Here is a 22887-nt window from a genome sequence, read left to right on the forward strand (position 1 = left end):
AAACACGTGATTACACAGCAAAAAGCCTCGACTCCTCGAGGCTTTTTGTTATCTTGTGTTGCGTAAAAACCATCTTCCACGTTAATCATTCGTTTCATGGCAGTAGCAATCATGACCCAATCTCTATCCAAACCGTGGTATCGCCAATTCTGGCCCTGGTTTATCATCGCCCTCCCCACTGCCGCCGTTGTCGGCAGCATCGCCACCGCCATCATCGCCAGCAAGGATGGGGTCAATCTGGTGGCCGAGGACTATTACAAACAAGGGAAAGAGATCAATCAGGACTTGAGCAAGTTTGACCGCTCCGAAGCCCTCAATATCCGCTTTGGGCTGGAGGTTGACGGCAACGAGCTGACCCTCAAACCCATCAGCGGCGATATTCCTGCCGGGCAAGCCCTCTATCTCTCATTGTTCCACCCGACCTTGGCCGGTCAGGACAGCGAACACATGATCACCGCCGATGCGAGCGGCACCTATCGCCTCCATTTCGACAAGCCACTGGTCGGCAAGTGGCACATTCGGGTCGATGCCTTTGATCACGAGTGGCGATTGCAGGAGACCGTCCAGCTGCCCACCCTGGCCCCCGTCGAACTCGACCCGAAAGGACGCTAAGCCATGACCGGCTGTTCTCACTGTGGCGAGCCGGTTCTCGCCAGCGCACCCGCTGCTCGCATCCTGCATTCAGGGGGCCATAAACCATGACCCCCTGCTTTCACTGTGGCGAGCCGGTGCCCGCCAATAGTGGCTATTCCCTCGAGATAAAGGGGATTGTTCGCCCCATGTGCTGCCCCGGTTGTCAGGCGGTGGCGGAAACCATCATGGAGTGCGGTCTTGCCAGTTACTACGATCACCGCACCGCCCCCGGCACCAAGGGAGATCTGGTGCCCGAGGAGCTGGCCGCCCTCATCCACTACGACCTGGCCGAGATCCAGCAGGAGTTTGTCACCGAAAGTGGCACCCTTCGTGAAATCCAGCTGACGGTCGAGGGGCTCACCTGCGCTGCCTGTGCCTGGCTTATCGAACGGCATCTGATGACCCTGAGTGGCCTGCGCTACATCAACGTCAACACCACCACCCACCGGGCTCGCATCAAGTGGGATCCGGCACAGCTCTCCCTGAGTGACATCCTCAAGGGGTTCGCCCAAATTGGCTATCGCGCCTACCCGTTCCAGACCCATCAACAGGAGGCGCTCTACGCCAAAGAGGTGCGCAGCTATATGTTCCGGCTGGCACTGGCTGGCCTGGGTTCGATGCAGGTAATGATGTGCGCCGTGGCCCTCTACATGGATCTCTTCATCAGCGTTGAAGATGAGTTCATGGTCTACTTCAAGTGGATAAGCCTGTTGCTCTCCACCCCCATCATGATCTACTCGGCCCAACCCTTTTACGTGGGCGCCTGGCGCAGCCTGAAACAGGGCCACCTGTCGATGGATGTGTCGGTGTCACTGGCACTGATCGGTGCCTTCATCGCCTCCATGTGGGCCACCGTATTCAACACCGGTGAGGTCTATTACGACTCCATCACCATGTTCGTCTTCTTCCTGCTGCTGGGGCGCTTTCTCGAGTTGCGGGCCCGGCGCAAGGCGTCGGAGTCGAGCTCCAACCTGGCGCGACTGGTGCCCATCATGGCGACCCGCATCGATGATGAAGGGGAGCATGAGGTAGCGGCCAAGACCTTGCAGGTCGGCGATCGAGTGCGGGTGCTGGCCGGTGCAACCTTGCCGGCGGACGGCATCATTGTCGAAGGACAAGCCAGCCTCAACGAATCCATGCTGACCGGCGAACAGCTGCCCCTGCTCAAACAGCCCGGCGATCAAGTCTATGCCGGCACCATCAACACGGATGCGCCGCTGCAGATCCGGGTCAGCCACCGTATCGAAGAGTCGCGGATCGCCCAGATCATGCGGCTGCAGGATCACGCCCTCGATGACAAACCGGCCATCGCCCAGATGGCGGATCAGCTGTCGCGCCACTTTATTCTGGTGCTGCTGATCATTGCCGCCGCAGTCTGGACCTTCTGGCACTTCCATCAACCGGATCAGGCGTTCTGGATCACCCTCGCCGTGCTGGTAGCCACTTGCCCTTGCGCCCTGTCGCTGGCAACCCCGACGGCGCTGACCTCGGCCACAGCCAATCTGACTCGCAACGGTATCCTGCTGCGCCGCGGTCATGTGCTGGACGTGCTGACCAAGGCCAACCGGATCGTGATGGACAAGACAGGCACCCTGACCACAGGCAACGTCAGCCTGACGCAGACTCAGGCGTTGGCCGACCTTGACGAGGCGCACTGCCTCGCCATCGCCCGGGCCATGGAGGCGCAATCCGAACACCCCATTGCCCGTGCCTTCCGGCTGCCCGCCGACAACATCACAGTGCTGCCATCCGCCCGCGAGATCACCCCGGTCATCGGTCACGGCATCACAGCGCTGGTAGATGGCGTACGCTACCGCCTCGGCAGTGCCCGCTGGCTTGGGCTGGATCCGGCGCAAGAGCACGGCCGCGGTCTGGCTATCTATCTGGCTAACGAGCAGCAGGTATTGGCGCGCTTCAATCTGGAAGATACCCTGCGCCCCGATGCCAAGGCGTTGATCGGGGCATTCAAGGCGGCCGGTCTGCAAACCACTGTGCTGACCGGTGACAGCTCCCTGCAGGCAGACGAGATTGCCCGCGAGCTGGGAGTGGATGAGCTGGTCAAGGGGGTCTCACCCGATGGCAAGCTGGCCTATCTCAAGGCTCGTGAAGCCGAGGGTGATATCAGCATCATGGTGGGCGATGGCATCAACGACGCCCCGGTACTGGCCGGGGCTCACGCCTCGTTCGCCATGGCCGGTGGCACCGATCTGGCGAAAAACAGCGCCGATGCCATCCTGCTGGCCGATGACTTGAGCCGACTGCTTGAGGCCAGAGTGCTGGCAATGCGTACCCGCAAGATCATCATTGAGAACTTCGCCTGGTCCATCGGTTACAACCTGCTGGTGTTGCCGCTGGCAGCCTGCGGCTGGCTCCCCCCTTATCTGGCGGCGGCGGGCATGTCGCTCAGCTCGCTCATCGTGGTGACCAACTCCATGCGTCTCAACCGATGAGGCTGGTGGCGGAAAATAGCTGAAAATGTGGCCTGCCTCCGATGCAGGCCACATTTCTAATTGATAGCGGCTGGCCCCCTGCCCGAACAGGGTTACCATAGGGGACGCTTGCCAAGGATGAACGCCAAGGTACCTCTCATGAATATAATTTTTGTCCTGATCCCCATCGCCATCCTGTTTGTGATCATCGCCGGGGTCGTCTTCTTCTGGGCAATTCGCTCCGAGCAGTTTGAAGATCTCGACCGGCAGGGTTCCAACATCCTGTTTGACGAAGAGCAGCCCGCCCGCAAACCCGCAAAGCCTGCTGACCATGACCCACAACCTTGATCTGGCCGGGGCCCTGCTGGTAGGACTGGCAGGCTCTGCCCACTGTATCGGCATGTGCGGTGGCGTCTCCGCCGCGCTCTCCATGGCGATCCCCGCCAACAAGCAGCACTTCTGGGGACGACTCGGCTATCTGCTCAACTACAACCTCGGCCGGATCCTGAGCTATGTCATTGCAGGCGCCTTGGCTGGCGGGCTGCTGGCGACCACCAGCGAGCTGGGCGCTGGCAAACACGCCATCGCCGGATTGCGCCTGGTGGCGGCGCTATTGATGATTGCGCTTGGCCTTTATCTGGCGGGGTGGTGGCAAGGGATCTTGTTGCTGGAGCGGCTCGGCGCCAGGCTTTGGCCCCGAATCAAACCGCTGGCGGGCAAGTTTCTCCCCTTTACCTCACCGCTGCAGGCACTGCCCTTTGGCATGGTGTGGGGTTGGCTTCCCTGCGGGCTGGTCTACTCCATGCTGACCTGGAGCGCGGCGGCGGGTTCAGCCAGTGGCGGGGCGCTGATCATGCTCTTTTTTGGCCTCGGCACCCTGCCCACCTTGTTCGCGCTGGGAGGGCTTGCCGATCGCCTGAGATACTGGCTCACCCTGCGCAGTTTGCGCCTTGGTGGTGCCCTGCTGCTCATTTTGTTCGGGGTGCATACCCTGTGGATTGGCATTGCTTCCTTTTGAAACCCTATCCAAAACGGATGAGTTGATGGTAAACTTGTTTGATATAAATCAATTCTTCGTATGAGCCTATGATCCCGGAAAAGAAACCTGGCAGACGTATCCAGAGCGGTGGCTGTGCAATTCATTGCCAGGATTGCAGCATCAGTCAGCTCTGTATTCCCTTCACTCTGAACGACAACGAGCTTGATCAGCTGGACAGCATCATCGAGCGCAAAAAACCGATCCAGAAGGGTGAAGAGCTGTTCAAGGCTGGCGACGAGTTCAAATCGCTCTATGCCATCCGTTCCGGGACCATCAAGTCTTACACCATCACCGAGCAAGGGGATGAGCAGATCACCGCGTTCCACCTCGCGGGTGATCTGGTCGGTTTCGATGCCATCCACAAGCAGGCACACCCCTCCTTCGCCCAGGCGCTGGAAACTGCCATGGTGTGCGAGATCCCGTTTGAAGTGCTCGACGATCTCTCCGGCAAGATGCCCAAGCTGCGTCAGCAGATCATGCGTCTGATGAGCAACGAAATCATGGGCGATCAGGAGATGATCCTGCTGCTCTCCAAGAAAAATGCCGAAGAGCGCCTCGCCGCCTTCCTGCACAATCTGTCGGTGCGCTTCTCCGAGCGCGGCTTCTCCGCCAAGGAGTTCCGTCTCTCCATGACCCGTGGCGATATCGGCAACTATCTGGGGCTGACCGTCGAGACCATCAGTCGTCTGCTCGGCCGCTTCCAGAAGTCCGGTCTTATCAGCGTCAAAGGCAAATACATTACCGTGCTGGATCAGGTCGCCCTTGGCATGATGGCCGGTGCAACCCGACCAGCCTGTGGCTAAGCACACGTCTTAAATCCCGCTTTCTCTGCCGGATCCTTTCCTCTGGAATGTGATCCGGTACGTTCCCGATACCCTCCTCCTGCGCTAAGCTGTAATAGCTAACATTCTGCTGTCATTGGACTTTTCCAAGGAGGAGAAGATGGTCAAATATCAGAATATTCTGGTGGTTATCAATCCAGAAGAGGAGCGTCAAATCGCCCTCGAACGGGCAGTCAAAGTCGCCGAGCTGGACGAAAACGCCCATCTGACCCTGCTGCTCACCATCTATGACTTCTCGTATGAAATGACCGCCATGCTCTCGGTGGACGAGCGGCAAGAGATGCGCGACGGCGTCATTTCACAGCGACGTGAGTGGCTGGACGAGATCCTGACCCCCTATCGCGCACAGGGGATCGCCTGCGAGGTGAAGGTGGTCTGGCACAATCGCCCCTTCGAATGTGTCATTCAGGAGGTACTGGAGCAGCACCACGATTTGGTGGTCAAGGCCACCCACCATCACAGCTTCCTGCAAACCTTCATCTTTACCCCCACCGACTGGCATCTGCTGCGCAAATGCCCCTGTCCGGTGCTGCTGGTCAAGGAGGGTCATTGGCAACGGGGCGGCAATATCATCGCCGCCATCAACTGCTCAAGTGACGATCCGGATCAGAAACTGCTCAATGAACGGATCACCCAGGAGGGGAGCGATATCGCCGAGCTGCTGGGCTCCAACCTCTATCTGGTCAACACCTATCCGGGTACACCGGTCAACGTAGCCATCGAGCTGCCGGAGTTTGACCCCAACGCCTATAACGAGGCTATCCGTAAACATCATGAAAGCCTGCTGCTGAGCCATGCCGACAAGTTCGGGATTGGTCATCTCTGGACCCGGGTAGCAGAAGGACTGCCGGAAGAGGTGTTGCCGGATATGGCCGAAGAGCTCAAGGCAACTTTAATGATCATGGGCTGTGTAGGGCGTACCGGGCTTTCTGCTGCTTTGCTCGGCAATACCGCCGAACATGTGATTGACCGCCTCTCCTGCGACATCCTGATCCTCAAACCGGCGGACTACAGCTGCCCGGTCGACAGTCGTCGCAATCAATCATAAGGTGCCTGGCACCTTGCCCTCCCCCGGGACATGGCTATAATAACGCGCTTATTTGTGTCCCGGGTTTTACGAGCATGCTAGAAGAGCTGAACGCCAAAGAAAAATACAGTTTTAACAAACTGCAGAAGCGCCTGCGGCGCAACGTGGGTCAGGCCATTGCCGACTTCAACATGATTGAAGAGGGCGACAAGGTCATGGTCTGCCTCTCCGGCGGCAAGGACAGCTTCGGTATGCTCGACATACTGATGAGCCTCAAAGCCAGCGCCCCCATCCATTTCGATCTGGTTGCCGTCAACCTGGATCAGAAACAGCCCGGTTTCCCCGAGCATGTGCTGCCCGAGTATCTGAATTCCCTCGGCATCGAGTACAAGATCGTCGAAGAGGATACCTACTCCATCGTCAAGGAGAAGGTGCCGGAAGGCAAAACTACCTGCTCCCTCTGCTCACGGCTGCGCCGCGGTATTCTCTACCGCACCGCCCAGGAGCTGGGTTGCACCAAGATTGCCCTTGGCCACCACCGCGACGACATCCTCGAGACCCTGTTCCTCAACATGTTCTACGGTGGCAAGCTCAAGTCCATGCCGCCCAAGCTGGTGAGCGACGATGGCAAGAACGTGGTGATCCGCCCGCTGGCCTACTGCAAAGAGAAGGATCTGATCCGCTACGCTGACGTCAAAGCCTTCCCCATCATTCCGTGCAACCTGTGCGGCTCGCAGGAGAACCTGCAGCGTCAGGCCATCAAGCAGATGATGCAGGATTGGGATCGCCGCTTCCCCGGTCGTATCGAGACCATGTTCACCGCCATTCAGGACGTGATCCCGAGCCACCTGCTCGATCACAAGCTGTTTGACTTCAAGAGCATCAACCGCGACTCCGGCATCATCGATGGTGGCGACAAGGCGTTTGATCCGCCCGAGATGCCGAAGGCGCCGCTGCTGGATATCGACGAGATGGACATGCTGGATGTGATTGAAGTGCGCTAAGCCGCGCTCACAGGGCAAACGCCACGCAATAAAAAAGGAGCGATCATCGCTCCTTTTTTACTTTCTTGATCTGCCTGTTACCAACGTGACAACACCATCGGCATCAGCCCTTGTGCAGCCAGGGGGTCAGTCGCAGCACGTCACCCTGCAGGCGCAGTTGCCCGGCAGCGAACGCGGCCAGCTGCTCATTGCTCAGCTGCAGGTGGCCTTCCTGCCAGGACAGCGCCTCCTGACGGGCGCCATCAATCAGATAAGCTGTTCCGCTCTGCTGCACCAGGGTAATGCGTACCCCTTCCATCTTCGGCAGGAAGTGCTTGCCGACCATGCCCGCCATCTTGTCGAGCAGCGACTGCATCTGCTGCTGACGGGCCGCCAGCTCGGCCAGCGGCAGCTCGGGTCCGTTCGGCGCATCGGCCATCACCTGTACCGTCATATCGCATGTGGCGTGCTCTTCTTTCAGGCCAACGGTCACGATCCCCTTGTCGAGGTTGAGATCCTCATCAAAAGGCAGGCGCAGTTCGCTATCGACCGTTACCTCGCCCGCCACTTCCTTGCTGTCGGTTGCAACCCGGGCAAAGGTGAGGCCGCAGCGCTGACCATTTTGCGGATCGGTCAGATAAAACCCCAGTCTGGCGTGACCAAACTCCCCTTTGGCAAAGGTCTTCATCTGGCTGTAGAAGGTGCTGTATTGCAGATCCAGCACCGGCTCAGCCAGCGCCAGCCCAGGCAGCAAGAGCGTGGCCAGCAGACTCTGGCGCACAGCCTTGGTCACTCCATATCGACGGGTCATTCAACATCCTTTTGCATCATGCATTGAAATGGTTGGGGCCTTCTGTCACCTCGTTAACCTCTACCCCCACCCCGCAGAGATCCCGATAGAGGATCCCCTTGCAGTTGAAATAGAGCGGTGCCACCCAGATAAGCCCCAACCCCATGGGGATCAGAGCCAGGAAGAAGAGCGCGGTCATCACGCCGTGGAACAGCACAATGCTGGGCCAGCCGCGAGCAAAGAGTTTGAGAGAAACCAGAATGGCCTGGGGCGGCGTCAGGCCACGCTCCAGCACCAACGGGACGGTAAAGAGCAGCCCCATGCCGATCAGGGCCGAGGGGATGAAAGAGAGTACGGCGGGCAATCCCAGCAGATCGAATAGCGGGCCAAACAGGCTGGTGAGCAGACTGCCAAGCAGGCTCAACATACCTAGGCGTACAAAGTGGCGGAAGAAGTCGAACACCTGGTTGGCGCGGGCGCGCACCCCGACCGACTGCTGCAACCCCAGCATATCGAGGGAACTGGTCATGGGGGCCATCACCACCGTCATCAGCAAGCTCAGCACCATGGCCACATTCATCTGGCTGTCATCCCCCAGATAGGGCAACAGCAGCACATTGCTAAGCAGGATCCAGATCGCCGTCACTCCGACAATCGCCAGCAGCAGGCCAAATCCGGTACGGCGGGTCTGTTGCCATCCCTCCTGGATGACCCCTTTCAGATCAAGGCGGTAGCCCTGGTTCAGAGACTGCTCAAGGGAGCCGCCAATACGCATTTTATTACTCAATTGACTATCCAATATCGAAAACGACCAAATCAGGTGGCACATTATAGCGATTTGGTCTGCTATTCGTAGCCGTTTTTCCTGCGCAGTTGCGGCTAATTCGGGCCAAAAAGCCTTTGATTTCATGGATTGGCTGCATAGAATGCGGCCCTCTTTCAACACGATGGCCACTGGCTGGGGTGAGACTGGCGGATGATGAACAATCCACAGGTAATTGTCGCGCTGAACAAGATCAGCAAAAAATACGATGGCAAGGTGATCCTGAGTGACCTTGACCTTGAAATCTATGACGGTGAATTTCTTACCCTGCTGGGCCCTTCCGGCTGTGGCAAGACCACCCTGCTGCGCCTGCTGGCCGGGCTCGAATCGGTCGATGGTGGCACCATCCATCTGGCCGGTGACGAGATCACCCATATCCCCGCCGAACACAGGCACATCAACACCGTGTTCCAGAGCTATGCGCTCTTCCCTCATATGACGGTGTTTGAAAACGTCGCCTTTGGCCTCGAGATGCAGAAAGTGCCTGTCAACGAGATCCGCCAGCGGGTCGAGGAGACCCTCGCCATGGTGCAGCTCACCGAGCTGGCCAACCGCCGCCCGGATCAGCTCTCCGGCGGTCAGCAGCAACGGGTCGCCATCGCCCGCGCCGTGGTCAACAAGCCCCGCCTGCTGCTGCTCGACGAATCCCTCTCGGCGCTCGACTACAAGCTGCGCAAACAGATGCAGAGCGAGCTCAAGGCGCTGCAACGTCGCCTTGGCATCACCTTTGTCTTCGTTACCCATGATCAGGAAGAGGCGCTCACCATGTCTGATCGCATCCTGGTGATGGAAGGCGGCAAGATAATCCAGCGCGGCACCCCGCGCGATATCTACGAATCGCCAGCCAATCTGTTCGTGGCCCGCTTTATCGGCGAGATCAATGTGATGGATGGCAAGCTGATCAGCCAGCGTGAGCCCGGTATCTGGCAAGCGGAGGTAGAGGGGCGCGAATGCCTGCTTCATACCACATTGCCGTTCCAGCCAGACGACAAGGTGCTGGTGCTGCTGCGCCCGGAAGATCTGCGCATTCTCGATCAGGATGACGATCAGAGCGGCGCACTGCGGGGCAATATCCGCGAGCGCAACTACAAGGGGGCGACGCTGGATTCGGTGATCGAGCTCGAAAGTGGCAAACAGCTGCTTATCTCCGAGTTCTTCGACGAGGATGACCCCGACTTTGACTACCGTCTGGGTCAGGAGGTGGCGATCCACTGGGTTGACAGCTGGGAGGTGGTGCTGCCCTATGAGCCTCACTAATCTGCGGGTAGCGCACAGCTTTGCCCACAACGGCTTTCGCAACGGGGCCATCGCGCTGATCCTGGGCTGGCTGACACTGTTTGTCTTCCTGCCCAACCTGATGATCATCGGCGTCAGCTTCCTGACCCGTGACGAGTCCGAGCTTATCGCGCCGCTCTTTACCCTGAGCAACTATGGCCGCCTGCTGGACCCGCTCTATTTCGAGGTGCTGCTCCACTCCCTCTGGCTGGCGCTGCTCGCCACAAGCATCTGCTTGCTGGTGGGTTACCCCTTTGCCTGGCTGCTAGCCCATCTGCCAGCGCGTATCCGCCCGCTGCTGCTGTTTCTGGTGGTGGTGCCGTTCTGGACCAACTCCCTGATCCGCACCTATGCGCTGAAAGTGCTGCTCGGCACCCGGGGGCTGATCAACGGCTGGCTGCTGGATCTGGGGCTTATCGAGCGGCCGCTGCAGATGATGTATACCGAGGTGGCCGTCATCATCGGACTGGTCTATGTGCTACTCCCCTTTATGGTGCTGCCGCTCTACTCCAGCATCGAAAAGCTGGATAGCCGTTTGCTGGAGGCGGCGCGAGATCTCGGCGCCAACGGCTGGCAGCGGCTGATGCGGATCATTCTGCCCCTCACCCTGCCAGGCATCATCGCCGGTTGTCTGCTGGTGTTCCTGCCCGCCATGGGGATGTTCTATGTCTCCGACTTGCTGGGCGGCGCCAAGCACTTGCTGATTGGCAACCTGATCAAGACCCAGTTCCTCAACAGCCGTGACTGGCCCTTTGGTGCGGCCATCAGCGTGATGCTGACGGTACTGATGGCACTGTTGGTCTACTGCTACTGGCGGGCGGGCAAGCTGCTCAGCAAGAAGGGGGAGCTGGCATGATGCGCGTACTGAAGGCTCTGTTCTTGCTGCTGGTGTTTGGCTATCTCTATGTACCCATCGGAGTGCTGATCGCCAACTCCTTCAACCTGTCGAAATATGGCATCGACTGGCGCGGCTTTACCCTGGGCTGGTATGAGAAGCTGTTTGCCAGCGCCAGCCTGATGCAGGCGGCCCAGCACTCCCTGACCATCGCCGCCCTCACCGCCACCGCAGCCACCCTGATCGGCACCCTCACCGCCGTGGCGCTGTTTCGCTATCGCTTTCGCGGCAAGCAGTACGTGAGCGGCATGCTGTTCGTGGTGATGATGTCCCCCGATATCGTGATGGCCATCTCCCTGCTGACCCTGTTTGTAGTGACCGGCATTGCGCTCGGCTTCTGGTCGCTACTGATTGCCCACATCACCTTCTGCCTGCCGTTCGTGGTGATCACCGTCTACTCGCGGCTGTGTGGCTTCGATGTGCGGATGCTGGAGGCAGCGCGGGACCTGGGGGCTGGCGAGTGGATCATCCTGCGCCGCATCATACTGCCGCTGGCGCTGCCGGCGGTGATGGCGGGCTGGCTGCTCTCCTTTACCCTGTCGCTGGACGACGTGGTGGTGAGCTCCTTTGTTACCGGCCCAGCCTACGAGATCCTGCCGCTCAAGATCTACTCCATGGTCAAGGTGGGGGTCTCCCCCGAGGTCAACGCCCTGGCCACCCTGATGCTGGTCGCCTCCCTCGGGATGGTGCTGCTGGCGCAACTGTTACTGCGTAAACGGCAGGGTTGACCCAGCCTGTTTCGTCCCCGCCATCTTTGGCGAACTCTGTCACGGTGGGCCGCAAGGCCCCATAACCCCAAGGAGTTGTTGATGACAATCCAACACAAGGCCGGCGCCCTGCTGGCAGCCGCCCTCACCCTCACCACCCCGCTGCTGAGCCAGAGTGCTCACGCGGCCGACGACAAGGTGGTCTACTTCTACAACTGGTCGGAATATGTGCCGGACGGCCTGCTGGAGCAGTTCCAGCAAGAGACCGGTATCAAGGTGATCTACTCCACCTACGAATCCAACGAGACCCTCTACGCCAAGCTGAAAACCCATGGCGACGGCTATGACGTAGTGGTGCCCAGCACCTACTTCATCTCGAAAATGGCCAAAGAGGGGATGCTGCAGCCGCTGGATCGCGCCCAGCTGCCCAACTTCAAGCACCTCGACCCTACCCTGCTCAACCACGAGTACGACCCGGACAACCGCTACTCCATCCCCTATATCTGGGGCGCAACCGGGATCGGCACCAACACTGACATCATCGAGCAGCCGGTGACCAGCTGGAAGCAGCTCTGGGCACCGGAGTGGAAAGAGAGCCTGCTGCTGATGGACGATGCCCGCGAGGTGTTCCATATCGCGCTGGTGCAACTGGGCTACAGCCCCAACACCCAGGACAAGGCGCAAATTGCCGAAGCGTTCGAATACCTGAAAAAGCTGATGCCCAACGTCAAGGCGTTCAACTCCGACAACCCGGCCGACCCCTTTATCGCCGGTGAGGTCAATATCGGCATGCTGTGGAACGGCTCGGCCTACGGCGCCCAGCGCGAATACCCCTCCATCCAGATGACCTACCCCGTAGAAGGCGCCGTGCTCTGGATGGACAATCTCGCCATCCCGGCCAAGGCCAAGCATGTGAAAGAGGCCCACGCCCTGATCAACTTCCTGATGCGCCCCGATGTGGCCGCCAAGGTGGCCGAGGCGATTGGCTACCCTACTCCGGTCAAGGATGCCATTCCCCTGCTCACCCCGGCGTTTCGCAATAACCCCATGGTCTTCCCGAGCGACGAGATCAAGCGCAAAGGAGAGTTCCAGTCCGATGTGGGTGATGCCTCCCGCCTCTACGAGCAGTACTTCCTGCAGTTGAAAGCCATGGTGGCCAAAGCCGGTTAAGTCAGCGGTTAATCGGCCCTGACGGGGTTAATGGATTAAGGGAGCAATCGCTCCCTTTTTCATCTTCACCTCTTCGATGCCTAAACACGACAGCACACCGATCGACACATGGCGCGCCTCGTGTCTGGCCTCCATCAAGCTGGCCCATCGGCTCGAAAATGAGGCCAATAAAGACGCCGAGAAAATCAACCCAATGTACCAGCCAGGACCACACCAGATAGTGGCTGACCACTGAGTGTTTTTTGCGTGACCTCAAGGAAGAAGATTAACGCCCAAGAATGAACATATATGTGCACATATGTATAAATGTGTACATGTGTGCGCATTTCTTCTACACTAAACTCAAGTTAACATTTCACGCGCCAGACAGCCGTCTGGCGCTGACTATAGTAAGGAGGACATATGGCCAACACTGCACAAAAAGCCCTGAAAAATGGCGCCATTGACCCCAGTAAGGCACTGCCTGTGGTATTCCGTATCCTGGATAAGTGGCACTGCAATACAGATGAACAGCTGAAACTTCTTGGCATTTCATCCCGTTCAACATTGAACAAATACAAAGAGTCAAACGGCGGGATCCGTCTGACCGTGGATATGCAAGAACGGATGAGCTACATCCTCAATATCCATAAGTGTCTGAGGATGCTGTTCAGTGCCGACGACAGCATCTACGGCTGGGTGCGCAAACCCAACAGCCATCCCTTCTTTGCCGGGCGCAGCGCGATGGACATTATGAACGCTGGCCGCGTGGCTGATTTGTATGAAGTGGCCACCCGTCTGCATGCCTGGCGCGGGGGTATGGCCTGATGCAAGAGCCGCCACTGATTGAACTCAAGGGGGAGCGAGCCTATCGGATCATTCCAAGCCGCTACCCCACCATCGATCTCTATGAAGACGTAGCTAATGCGGACGAACTGGAGGCCGTCTGGGCCATAGAGTCACTGACCAATGATCGGTTGAATGAAGCGGCGGGTAATCTGTCGTTGGTACCGAAAGAGGATTGGTTGGTCGGGCTAAATGGCAGCAGCTATGTGATGGCAGCCTTCACCCATATCAACCCGGAAGGAGCCCGATTCACCACTGGCGATTTTGGCGGTTACTACTGCGCCCCCCTGCTCGATACTGCCATCAAAGAGACTGTGTATCACCAAGAGCGCATGTTCGGCTACACCAACGAACCCGCTCAGAAAGTACAGATGCGGGTGCTCTATACCGAGTTCAACGCCAATCTGGTCGATATCACCAGCGCGGAATTTCTCTCCACCCCGCTTTATCACGCAACCAACTATGGTCAATCCCAAGCTTTCGCCCAAGAACAGAAAACCAAGGGGATAGACGGTATCCACTACCGTTCTGTGCGCCACAGCGGTCATAACTGCCATGTGCTCTATCGCCCCCGTCTGGTCACCAAGATCCACCAAGCCCAGCATCTGGAATACCACTGGAATGGCAGTGCCATCGCCAATGTGTTGGAAATTAAGCTATATGGGGAATAAGGTTCTGTCTTATTGATAATAATTGCGGTGCTCCCCTTCAAGCCTGAAAGGATCATCGCAAAAAGGATCTGTATTCCCGCACACGGGCATCAGTCTTCCACCTGCATGATTTCTCACAGATAGAGTGCATCGCGAGGCGGGAGCGCTATTGCCCCCCCAGTCCTTTCAGTACCAACTTGCCACCCCTCAGTCGTCAGCGATGCCATCAAGCTCAGCAACATCTGGTTCGAGGTTTTGGCCAAGGGGTTTAGGGTGTGGGCAAACAGCAAAGCGGCCAAAGTCGATTAATTCTGCACTTTTTCATCACCCCTCAGGGGTGTAGATTGGTTGGGGGGCAAGCGTTGCCCCCTCTCTTTTTTCATGACCCTCCGTGGTGTTACGCGAAACAATCTTTCGCCGATATTGCGGGTGGCCTGAGCCAATCAGGAGTATTCATGTCCGATCTGACCCTCTATTTCGCTCCCGGCACCTGCGCCATGGCCGTGCAGATTGCCCTGCTGGAAGCAAATGCCCCGTTCCAACCCCGTCTCGTCAACCTCGCCGCAGGGGAGCAGCGTGATCCTGCGTATCTTGCCATCAACCCCAAAGGGCGGGTGCCTGCCCTTGTCACCGAGCAGGGCACCCTGACCGAGACACCGGCCCTGCTGCTTTATGTGGCACAGCGCTTCCCCGATGCCAAACTGGCGCCGCTGGACAACCCGTTCCTGCTGGCCCGCATGCAGGAGGTCAACAGCTTCCTCGCCTCCACCGTGCATGTCTCCCACGCCCACGGTCGCCGTGGCAGCCGCTGGGCCGATGACGAGCAGGCCATTGCCGCCATGCAGCAGAAAGTCGCCAGCAATATGCGCGATGGCTTTGCCCAGATTGAGCAGCACTATCTGGCAGGCCCCTGGGTGCTGGGCGAGCAGTTCAGCGTGGCGGATATCTATCTGTTCGTGGTCGCGGGCTGGCTGAAAAGCGATGGGGTCGAGATCAGTGAATTCCCCAAGGTTGCCGATCATTATCAGCGCATGCTGAGCCGTCCGGCGGTCGCCAAGGCACTGGCCAACTAACCATAAAATCAATAGCTCGATAAATAACAAGGGTGTCAGGGCTCTGCTGACACCCTTCCTGCCGCCTCCCCTGCACTTCTTCTCCCGCCTTTGAGATCGTTTTCACATTTCCGTGGTTTTGCCGTGGCCCTTCCTTAGTAAAAAGCCTATCTTTGCGCCATGACGCAACCGGTTGCGTAACCGGTTGCCTAGCGGTTCACAGATTGACGGGCCAAGGCCTGATGAGGTGCTGTATGAAACGAGGCGTACTGCTCAATGCTCCCCTGAGTGCTCTGATGGCACAGATGGGCCACACCGACGAGATCACCGTCTGCGATGCAGGCTTGCCCATTCCGGCAGGTCCGGAGCGGATCGATCTGGCGCTGATGGCGGGGACGCCCAGCCTTGAAACCATACTGACCGCCCTGCTCACCGATCTGGTGGTGGAGAAGGTGATCATGGCAAGCGAGATCAAGCAGATCAGCCCCGCCGCCCATCAGGCGCTGGTCGATCAGCTTGAGGCCCACGCAGCCGCCCAGGGCAAGCCCATCGCCATCGAATACTGTCTGCATGAGGAGTTCAAAACCCGATCCCGTCAGAGCAAGGCGATCGTGCGCAGCGGCGAGGTGACTCCCTACGCCAACCTGATCCTCTGCGCCGGTGTGGCGTTCTGACATTCTTCAAAGAAGGCCTCTTCAAGGAAGCTGCAAATGAGCACAACCTCCCCCCTCTCACCCATTCTGGAGCTGACCGGGATCGTCAAGACCTTCCCCGGTGTGCGCGCCCTCGACGAAGCGGGTCTGCGGGTCTATCCGGGCCAGGTGATGGCCCTGCTCGGTGAAAATGGCGCCGGCAAATCCACCCTGATGAAGGTGCTGACCGGCATCTATCAGGCCGATGCGGGCAGCGTCAGCTACCGCGGTCAGTCGGTCCACTTCAAGGGCCCCCGCGACTCTCAGGATCAGGGGATCAGCATCATCCATCAGGAGCTGAACCTGCTGCCGGAGTTGTCGATTGCCGCCAATATCTTCCTGGGGCGCGAACCCCGTACCCGTTTTGGCAGCATCGATCACCAACAGCTGCGCGAGCGGGCAAGCGGCCTGCTGGCGCGACTTGGTGTCAAGCATGGGCCGGATACCCGGCTCGGGGATCTCTCCATCGGCGAACAGCAGATGGTGGAGATCGCCAAGGCGCTGTCGTTCGATGCCAGCGTCATCATCATGGACGAGCCGACCGATGCGCTGACCGATACCGAGACCGAGCAGCTGTTCAAGGTTATCCGCGAGCTGCGCGAACAAGGCTGCGGCATCGTCTATATCTCCCACCGCCTCAAGGAGATCTTCGAGATCTGCGATCGGGTCACTGTGCTGCGCGATGGCAAGTGGATCGGCGAGAAGGCGGTGAGCGATCTGGATGAAGACAAGATCATCGAGATGATGGTGGGCCGCCGACTGGAAGAACAGTACCCGCGTCTTGAGCGCGAGCTTGGTCCCGTCAGCCTGCAGGTGAAGGATCTGGCCGGTCCCGGCGTGCGCGGGGTGAGTTTTTCCCTGCGTCAGGGGGAAATTCTGGGCTTTAGCGGCCTGATGGGCTCCGGCCGCACCGAGCTGATGAAGCTGATCTACGGCGCCAGCCCCATCAGCGCCGGTGAAGTGCAAGTTGACGGTCATGCTCTGGTGCCCAAAAGCCCGGCCGATGGGCTGGCCGCAGGCATCGCCTATATCTCCGAGGATCGCAAGGGGGATGGGCTGGTGCTGGAGCTGTCGGTGCGCGAAAACATGAGCCTGTGCGCCCTCGACGAGTTCATCAGCAACGGCAAGATTGACGGCAAGGCCGAACGGCAGGCGGTGAGCGACTATGTGCGCCTGTTCAACATCAAGACCCCGAGTCAGGATCAGCTGATAAAGCTGCTTTCCGGCGGCAACCAGCAGAAGGTGGCCATCGCCAAAGGGCTGCTGACCCGGCCCAAAGTGCTGATCCTCGACGAGCCGACCCGCGGCGTCGACGTGGGGGCGAAGAAGGAAATTTATCAGCTGATCAACCAGTTCAAGAAGGAGGGGATGAGCATCATTCTGGTCTCCTCCGAAATGCCGGAAGTGCTCGGCATGAGTGATCGCATCATGGTGATGCACGAAGGGCGCATCAGCGCAGAGTTCAACACCCGCGACGCCAATCAGGAGAAGCTGATGGCGGCGGCAGTCGGTAAACAGTGGCAAGCAGAGCAAGAGGCATCCCAATGACAACCCAAACCCTTTCCCGCCGTGGCGTCATGAGCAAGGCGTGGTGGATCGAGAACAAATCCCTGGTCGCGCTGCTGGTCCTGATTGGTGTGGTCTCTTTCCTGAGCCCCAACTTCTTCACCGCCGACAACCTGCTCAACATCCTGCGCCAGACCTCGGTCAACGCCATCATGGCAGTCGGCATGACGCTGGTTATCCTCACCGCCGGCATCGATCTGTCGGTCGGCTCGGTGCTGGCCCTGTGCGGCGCGCTGGCCGCGACCATGGTCGCTATGGAGCTGCCGATCTGGCTGGTGGTGCCCCTCACTCTGGGGGCCGGTGCCCTGCTTGGCGGCGTCAGCGGCCTCATCATTGCCAAGGGCAAGGTGCAGGCGTTTATCGCCACCCTGGTCACCATGACCGCCCTGCGCGGCATCACCATGGTCTATACCGAGGGTCGCCCCATCTCCACCGGTTTCAGTGACGGCGCCGATCACTTCGCCTGGCTCGGTACCGGTTACCTGTTCGGTCTGCCGGTACCCATCTGGCTGATGGCCATCGTCTTCCTGCTCGCCTGGTTCATGCTCAACCACACCCGTCTCGGTCGCTACATCTACGCGCTGGGCGGTAACGAGTCTGCCACCCGCCTCTCCGGCATCAATGTGGATCGGGTGAAGCTGGCGGTGTATGGTCTGTGCGGCGCACTCTCGGCGCTGGCTGGGCTTATCGTTACTTCTCGCCTCTCCTCTGCCCAGCCGACGGCGGGCATGGGTTACGAGCTGGATGCCATCGCTGCGGTGGTGCTGGGCGGAACCAGCCTGATGGGCGGCAAGGGCCGCATCATGGGCACCCTGATAGGTGCCTTGATCATCGGTTTTCTCAACAATGCCCTCAACCTGCTCGACGTATCGTCCTATTACCAGATGATCGCCAAGGCCAGCGTGATCTTGCTTGCCGTGATGATCGATAACAAAAGCAACCGTTAATAAGACAAGCCACACACAAGGAATGAAATGATGAAAAAGCTCAATACCCTGCTCGCTGCCGCCATCATGTCCGTGCTGGGCACTGCCCAGGCCGCCGATCAAACCCTGGCGATGGTGGTCTCCACCCTCAACAACCCCTTCTTCGTCACCATGAAAGAGGGTGCAGAAGCCAAAGCCAAGGAGCTTGGTTACGAGCTGGTGGTGCTGGATTCCCAGAATGACCCGGCCAAAGAGCTCTCCAACATGGAAGATCTCACCGTGCGCAAGGTCGGCGCCATCCTGATCAACCCGACCGACTCCGAAGCAGTCGGCAACGCCATCCGTCTGGCCAACCGCGCCAACATTCCGGTGCTGACCCTGGACCGCGGCGCCGCGCAAGGCGAGGTGAAAGCCCACATCGCCTCCGACAACGTGGCGGGCGGCAAGCTGGCCGGTGACTTCATCACCGAAAAACTGGGTACCGGTGCCAAGGTGATCCAGCTGGAAGGGATTGCCGGTACCTCCGCCGCCCGCGACCGTGGCGAAGGTTTTGCCCTGGCCGTGGCAGCCAACAAGCTGCAGGTACTGGCTTCCCAGCCTGCCGACTTTGACCGCACCAAGGGTCTGAACGTCATGGAAAACCTGCTGGCAGCCCACCCGACCGTACAGGCCGTGTTCGCCCAGAACGACGAGATGGCGCTGGGTGCCATCCGCGCGGTGCAGGCTGCCGGTAAAGAGGTGATGATCGTCGGCTTCGACGGCACTGACGATGGCAAAGCCGCCGTTGCCAAGGGTAAACTGGCCGCCACCGTGGCCCAGCAACCTGCCCTGATCGGTGCCATCGGCGTCGAGACTGCCGACAAGGTGCTCAAGGGTCAGCCGGTCGAGAAATCCATCCCGGTTCCGCTGCAAGTGGTCAGCAAATAAGTGCACAAGGGGGAGGCTCGCCTCCCCTTTTTCCCCTCAGTCGCGGTGCCTCCCGGCTTGAGCTCACTCAGTCATTGTGTTCAAGCCAAGATGCATCAGGAGTAGTCAACATGAAACGTCTCGTCGTTCTGGGCAGTGTCAATGCAGACCATGTGCTGCGCGTTCCCCACTTTCCTCGCCCGGGTGAAACCCTGACCGGTCACAGCTATCAGGTGGTCCCGGGTGGCAAGGGGGCCAATCAGGCGGTTGCTGCCGCCCGTCTCGGCGCCCCGGTCTCCTTTATCGCCCGTATCGGTGATGACGCCATCGGCCACCAGATGAAAACCGGCTTTGCCAAAGATGGCATCGACGTCAGTGCCGTCGAGCTCGACGACACCCTGCCCACCGGTATCGCCATCATCTATGTCAGCGATGAGGGGGAGAACAGCATCGGCATCTCCGCCGAAGCCAACGGTGCCATCACCCCTGCCGTGGTGAAAAACCACGAAGCGATGATTGCCGACGCCCATACTCTGCTGCTGCAGCTGGAAGTGCCGCTGGAGAGCGTCCATGAAGCTGCACGTTTGGCGCGTGCCCACGGCACCCGGGTGGTGCTCAACCCCGCCCCTGCCCGTCCGCTCTCCGCTGAGCTGTTGGCGCTGGTGGATCTCATCACCCCCAACCAGACCGAAGCGGAACTGCTGACCGGCGTCAAAGTCACCGACGAAGCCAGCGCCCGCGAGGCGGCCACCCGTTTCCACCAGATGGGCATTGCGGATGTGATGATCACCCTGGGCTCCCAGGGGGTCTATTGCAGCAACGCCAAGCAGCAGCAACTGATCCCGGGTTTTCGGGTGAAAGCGGTCGACACCACGGCTGCTGGCGATACCTTCAACGGCGCCCTGCTGGCCGCCGAGCTGGCCGGGGCCGACTTCAACGGCGCAGTGCGCTTTGCCCACGGCGCAGCGGCGCTCTCTGTCACCCGGTTTGGCGCCCAGAGCTCCATCCCGAGCAAGCAGGAGGTTGACGCCTTCCTGCTTGAGCAGAGTGCACAGGGGCACTGATGGCCAATATCAAGGAGGTGGCGGCGCTGGCGGGGGTCTCTACCACCACCGTCTCCCATGTCATCAACGAGACCCGCTTCGTGGCCGAGGAGACCCGTGAGCGGGTCTTCGCCGCCATGCGCGATCTGAACTACGCCCCGAGCCTGGTGGCCCGCAGCCTCAAGGTGAAGGAGACCAACAGTATCGGCATGCTGGTCACCACCTCCAGCAACCCCTTCTTTGCCGAAGTGGTGCGCGGGGTGGAGCGCTACTGTTTCGAGCAGGGCTACAACCTGATGCTGGGCAACACCGAGGGGCAGGCCGAGACGGCGCTCTCCTACCTCAAGATGATGTTGCGCAAGCGGGTCGATGGCCTGCTGATCATGTGCAGCGAGGGCCAACAAGAGGTGTTCAACCAGCTCGACTGGCTCAAGAGCCTGCCGGTGGTGGTGATGGATTGGGGGCTGGTCAGCGAGGATGTGGATCTTATCGCCGACAACTCCTTCCACGGCGGTTATCTCGCAACCCGCCATCTGATTGAGCTGGGCCATACCGCTATCGGCTGCATCTCCGGCCCCCAGAGCCGTGCCCCCGCCAACCAGCGCCAAGCTGGCTTTGAGCAGGCGCTGCAGGAGGCGGGTCTCACGATCAATCCGGAGTGGATCCAGGAGGGAGACTTTGATTGCGCCAGCGGTTTTGCCGCCATGGAGCGGCTGCTGGCACTCCCTTCGCGCCCCACCGCTCTCTTTGTCTGCAACGACATGATGGCGATGGGAGCCATCAGTGCCGCTCATCAGGCGGGCATTGTGATACCGCGGGATCTCTCCATCGTCGGCTACGACAACGTGGCGCTGGCGCAATACCTCTCGCCGCCGCTCACTACCGTCAACCAGCCCAAAGAGGAGCTGGGACGGCTGGCCGTCACCCGCCTGCTGGCGCGCATCAACGGCGAGGCGGTGGAGAATCACCTGATCACCGTCGACCCGGATCTGGTGATCAGGCAATCCTGCGCCCCCCTGCCCGCGCAATCGTAACGGGCACCCGCTATCGGACAAAAACGCCGCGGAAAACAAAATCACCACACAACAAAAAGGCGACTCCCCGAGTCGCCTTTTGCTTTTCTGCTATCCCTAGTACCTAGCGTTCACGCATCTCCATCCAGTTGTGCCCCTCGACCTGCCGGGGCTGATGGATGCCGCACGCCTCCAGCAACTCATCGACATAGGCGGGCACCAGCAGAGAGGCGGGGCCATAGCGCTTCTCGTCAAACTGGCTACCCACCTCGCTCGGCTCGAGATTGAGCTCGATGGTGTGCGCACCGTTGAGGCCCGCCTCATGGACAAACCCGGCGGCCGGATAGACAGCCCCCGAGGTGCCGATGGAGATAAAGAGATCGCACTGGGCCAGCGCGCTGTAGATCCGATCCAGCCCGAGCGGCATCTCGCCAAACCAGACCACATGGGGGCGCATCGGCTGGGGAAACTGGCAGCAGGAGCAGAGCTCGTCCTGATGGAGATCGCCGCGCCACTCGATCACCTGACCAGACTCGGGGCAGCGGGCCTTGAGCAGCTCGCCGTGCATATGGATAAGGTTCTTGCTGCCCGCACTCTCGTGCAGATTGTCGATGTTCTGGGTCACCAGGGTGACCGTGCCGGGCAGCAGTCGCTCGAGGCGAGCCAGCGCATAGTGGGCCGGATTGGGGTGAACCTGGGGCTGTTGCAGCTGTTTGCGGCGAGAGTTGTAAAAGCGCAGCACCAGATCGGGATCCCGGGCATACCCTTCGGGGGTCGCCACATCCTCGACCCTGTGCTCTTCCCACAAACCGTCGCAGGCGCGAAAGGTCTTGATGCCGGATTCCGCCGATATCCCCGCTCCGGTCAGGATCACGATATGTTTATATGACTGCGCCATAAGCTGCTCCGTCTATCCCCGCACAATAAATGTGACCTTAGCACAGGGAAAAAAGTGTCACTATTCGCCCTTGGTCTTAAGCGGCGCCGCTGGCGGCACGGACAACCAGGCGTCCAGTACCGACAGATCCAGCCTGACAAACACCATCTCCCGCCCGGTCACCAGCGTCAGCGGCAAGCCAAGGCGCTTGAGCAGGGTCAGCATGGGACGATTCTGGGCCAGCACTTCCGCCGTCCACTCGCGGATCCCGTCCGCCCTGGCCAGCAACGCCAGCGCCAGCAGAATGCGCCGCCCCGCCCCCTTGTGCTGAAAGTGATCCGCCACGATGCAGGAGAACTCCGCCCGATCGGGATGAAGACGGCGGCGGATCGATTGCGCCTGCGCCAACGGCTCACCAGCGAGATCGGTCAACAGCAGCGAGATCTGATGTTCGGGATGGTAATTGAGAAATTGCGCGACCTGTTCCGGTAGCGGCGCCCGTTTCGGGCGCATAAAGCGCAGATAGATGCTCTCTTCGCTAAGCGCATCATAGGCCGCCAGTATGCGGGCTGGCGCCACACCGTGCAGCTCGCGCAGCAAGCAAGGCACCCCTGATATCTGCATCGCCAATGGCAGCGCGGCCCGGGATTCTGGATGGGGCCAACCCTCCAGCCCTTTGCCAAGGCGCTCCCGATGCATGGGCCAGCAGAGGTAGCGCGCCATG

The 22887-nt window shown here is 59.6% G+C and carries 24 protein-coding genes; 20 read left to right on the top strand and 4 right to left on the bottom strand.

Annotation, left to right across the window (positions count from 1 at the left end):
• Positions 1-111: 111 nt before the first annotated feature.
• The 7 genes from OKC40_RS08270 (at position 112) to ttcA (ending at position 6974) form a co-directional block, all read left to right on the top strand.
• Complete coding sequence (locus OKC40_RS08270; RefSeq protein WP_139411796.1) at positions 112-612, top strand: FixH family protein; 501 nt, start codon at positions 112-114, stop codon at positions 610-612.
• Positions 613-698: 86 nt separating this feature from the next.
• Complete coding sequence (locus tag OKC40_RS08275; protein ID WP_270794784.1) at positions 699-3083, top strand: heavy metal translocating P-type ATPase; 2385 nt, start codon at positions 699-701, stop codon at positions 3081-3083.
• Between the two features lie 138 nt (positions 3084-3221).
• The gene (gene ccoS, locus OKC40_RS08280) at positions 3222-3410 is read left to right on the top strand and encodes a cbb3-type cytochrome oxidase assembly protein CcoS (RefSeq protein ID WP_042657770.1); all 189 of its coding nucleotides are present in this window, start codon (positions 3222-3224) and stop codon (positions 3408-3410) included.
• Positions 3394-4080, top strand: coding sequence for a sulfite exporter TauE/SafE family protein (locus tag OKC40_RS08285; RefSeq protein ID WP_270693857.1), 687 nt, complete (start codon positions 3394-3396; stop codon positions 4078-4080). The genes ccoS and OKC40_RS08285 overlap by 17 nt, the downstream gene beginning before the upstream one ends.
• A 68-nt stretch (positions 4081-4148) precedes the next feature.
• Positions 4149-4904, top strand: a complete 756-nt coding sequence (locus OKC40_RS08290) for an FNR family transcription factor (RefSeq protein ID WP_042062338.1) — start codon at positions 4149-4151, stop codon at positions 4902-4904.
• A 139-nt stretch (positions 4905-5043) separates the two neighbouring features.
• Positions 5044-5991 carry a universal stress protein UspE gene (gene uspE, locus OKC40_RS08295; RefSeq protein WP_182937456.1) on the top strand — a complete coding sequence of 316 codons (948 nt, stop codon included), beginning with the start codon at positions 5044-5046 and terminating at the stop codon, positions 5989-5991.
• A 74-nt stretch (positions 5992-6065) separates the two neighbouring features.
• Positions 6066-6974, top strand: coding sequence for a tRNA 2-thiocytidine(32) synthetase TtcA (gene ttcA, locus OKC40_RS08300; protein ID WP_128816148.1), 909 nt, complete (start codon positions 6066-6068; stop codon positions 6972-6974).
• Between the two features lie 103 nt (positions 6975-7077).
• Here ttcA and OKC40_RS08305 read toward each other — a convergent pair whose 3' ends face one another.
• Both OKC40_RS08305 and OKC40_RS08310 read right to left on the bottom strand, forming a co-directional pair.
• Positions 7078-7764, bottom strand: coding sequence for a DUF2987 domain-containing protein (locus OKC40_RS08305; protein ID WP_270693860.1), 687 nt, complete (start codon positions 7762-7764; stop codon positions 7078-7080).
• Positions 7765-7780: 16 nt separating this feature from the next.
• Entirely contained in the window at positions 7781-8518 is a 738-nt protein-coding gene (locus tag OKC40_RS08310; protein WP_005351939.1) for a hypothetical protein, read from the bottom strand.
• Between the two features lie 201 nt (positions 8519-8719).
• Between OKC40_RS08310 and potA the strand changes: the two genes are divergently transcribed.
• From potA to OKC40_RS08375, 13 genes are all read left to right on the top strand, one after another.
• Positions 8720-9823, top strand: coding sequence for a spermidine/putrescine ABC transporter ATP-binding protein PotA (gene potA / locus OKC40_RS08315; RefSeq protein ID WP_270794786.1), 1104 nt, complete (start codon positions 8720-8722; stop codon positions 9821-9823).
• The gene (gene potB, locus OKC40_RS08320) at positions 9810-10697 is read left to right on the top strand and encodes a spermidine/putrescine ABC transporter permease PotB (protein WP_270693864.1); all 888 of its coding nucleotides are present in this window, start codon (positions 9810-9812) and stop codon (positions 10695-10697) included. Before potA ends, potB begins: the two co-directional genes overlap by 14 nt.
• Positions 10694-11464 (top strand): spermidine/putrescine ABC transporter permease PotC, encoded by a 771-nt coding sequence (potC, locus tag OKC40_RS08325; protein WP_270794787.1) that lies wholly within the window; start codon positions 10694-10696, stop codon positions 11462-11464. The genes potB and potC overlap by 4 nt, the downstream gene beginning before the upstream one ends.
• A gap of 81 nt (positions 11465-11545) precedes the next feature.
• Complete coding sequence (locus tag OKC40_RS08330) at positions 11546-12613, top strand: extracellular solute-binding protein (RefSeq protein WP_201992192.1); 1068 nt, start codon at positions 11546-11548, stop codon at positions 12611-12613.
• A 402-nt stretch (positions 12614-13015) separates the two neighbouring features.
• Positions 13016-13420 (top strand): MbcA/ParS/Xre antitoxin family protein, encoded by a 405-nt coding sequence (locus tag OKC40_RS08335; protein ID WP_005336648.1) that lies wholly within the window; start codon positions 13016-13018, stop codon positions 13418-13420.
• Entirely contained in the window at positions 13420-14109 is a 690-nt protein-coding gene (locus tag OKC40_RS08340; protein WP_182937465.1) for an RES family NAD+ phosphorylase, read from the top strand. The genes OKC40_RS08335 and OKC40_RS08340 overlap by 1 nt, the downstream gene beginning before the upstream one ends.
• Before the next feature lie 434 nt (positions 14110-14543).
• Positions 14544-15161, top strand: a complete 618-nt coding sequence (locus OKC40_RS08345; RefSeq protein ID WP_042061676.1) for a glutathione S-transferase family protein — start codon at positions 14544-14546, stop codon at positions 15159-15161.
• A 233-nt stretch (positions 15162-15394) separates the two neighbouring features.
• Positions 15395-15814 (top strand): D-ribose pyranase, encoded by a 420-nt coding sequence (gene rbsD / locus OKC40_RS08350; RefSeq protein ID WP_270794789.1) that lies wholly within the window; start codon positions 15395-15397, stop codon positions 15812-15814.
• 36 nt (positions 15815-15850) lie between these two features.
• Positions 15851-17380 carry a ribose ABC transporter ATP-binding protein RbsA gene (rbsA, locus tag OKC40_RS08355; protein ID WP_182970999.1) on the top strand — a complete coding sequence of 510 codons (1530 nt, stop codon included), beginning with the start codon at positions 15851-15853 and terminating at the stop codon, positions 17378-17380.
• Positions 17377-18345: a ribose ABC transporter permease gene (rbsC, locus tag OKC40_RS08360; RefSeq protein WP_005336670.1), complete on the top strand. Its 969-nt coding sequence runs from the start codon at positions 17377-17379 to the stop codon at positions 18343-18345. Before rbsA ends, rbsC begins: the two co-directional genes overlap by 4 nt.
• A 30-nt stretch (positions 18346-18375) precedes the next feature.
• On the top strand, positions 18376-19251 hold the full coding sequence (rbsB, locus tag OKC40_RS08365) for a ribose ABC transporter substrate-binding protein RbsB (protein WP_042061682.1): 876 nt from the start codon (positions 18376-18378) through the stop codon (positions 19249-19251).
• Between the two features lie 110 nt (positions 19252-19361).
• Positions 19362-20294 carry a ribokinase gene (rbsK, locus tag OKC40_RS08370; protein WP_182937469.1) on the top strand — a complete coding sequence of 311 codons (933 nt, stop codon included), beginning with the start codon at positions 19362-19364 and terminating at the stop codon, positions 20292-20294.
• Entirely contained in the window at positions 20294-21307 is a 1014-nt protein-coding gene (locus tag OKC40_RS08375; RefSeq protein ID WP_234601367.1) for a substrate-binding domain-containing protein, read from the top strand. The genes rbsK and OKC40_RS08375 overlap by 1 nt, the downstream gene beginning before the upstream one ends.
• A gap of 103 nt (positions 21308-21410) precedes the next feature.
• Here the strand turns inward: OKC40_RS08375 and cobB are convergent, their stop codons facing one another.
• Together cobB and OKC40_RS08385 are read right to left on the bottom strand one after the other, a co-directional pair.
• Entirely contained in the window at positions 21411-22184 is a 774-nt protein-coding gene (gene cobB, locus OKC40_RS08380) for a Sir2 family NAD+-dependent deacetylase (RefSeq protein ID WP_042061687.1), read from the bottom strand.
• A 60-nt stretch (positions 22185-22244) separates the two neighbouring features.
• Positions 22245-22886 carry a GNAT family N-acetyltransferase gene (locus OKC40_RS08385; RefSeq protein ID WP_182937473.1) on the bottom strand — a complete coding sequence of 214 codons (642 nt, stop codon included), beginning with the start codon at positions 22884-22886 and terminating at the stop codon, positions 22245-22247.
• Position 22887: the final 1 nt, after the last annotated feature.

It is taken from the genome of Aeromonas sp. QDB11 (genome assembly GCF_027705265.1).
Lineage (GTDB): Bacteria > Pseudomonadota > Gammaproteobacteria > Enterobacterales > Aeromonadaceae > Aeromonas > Aeromonas allosaccharophila.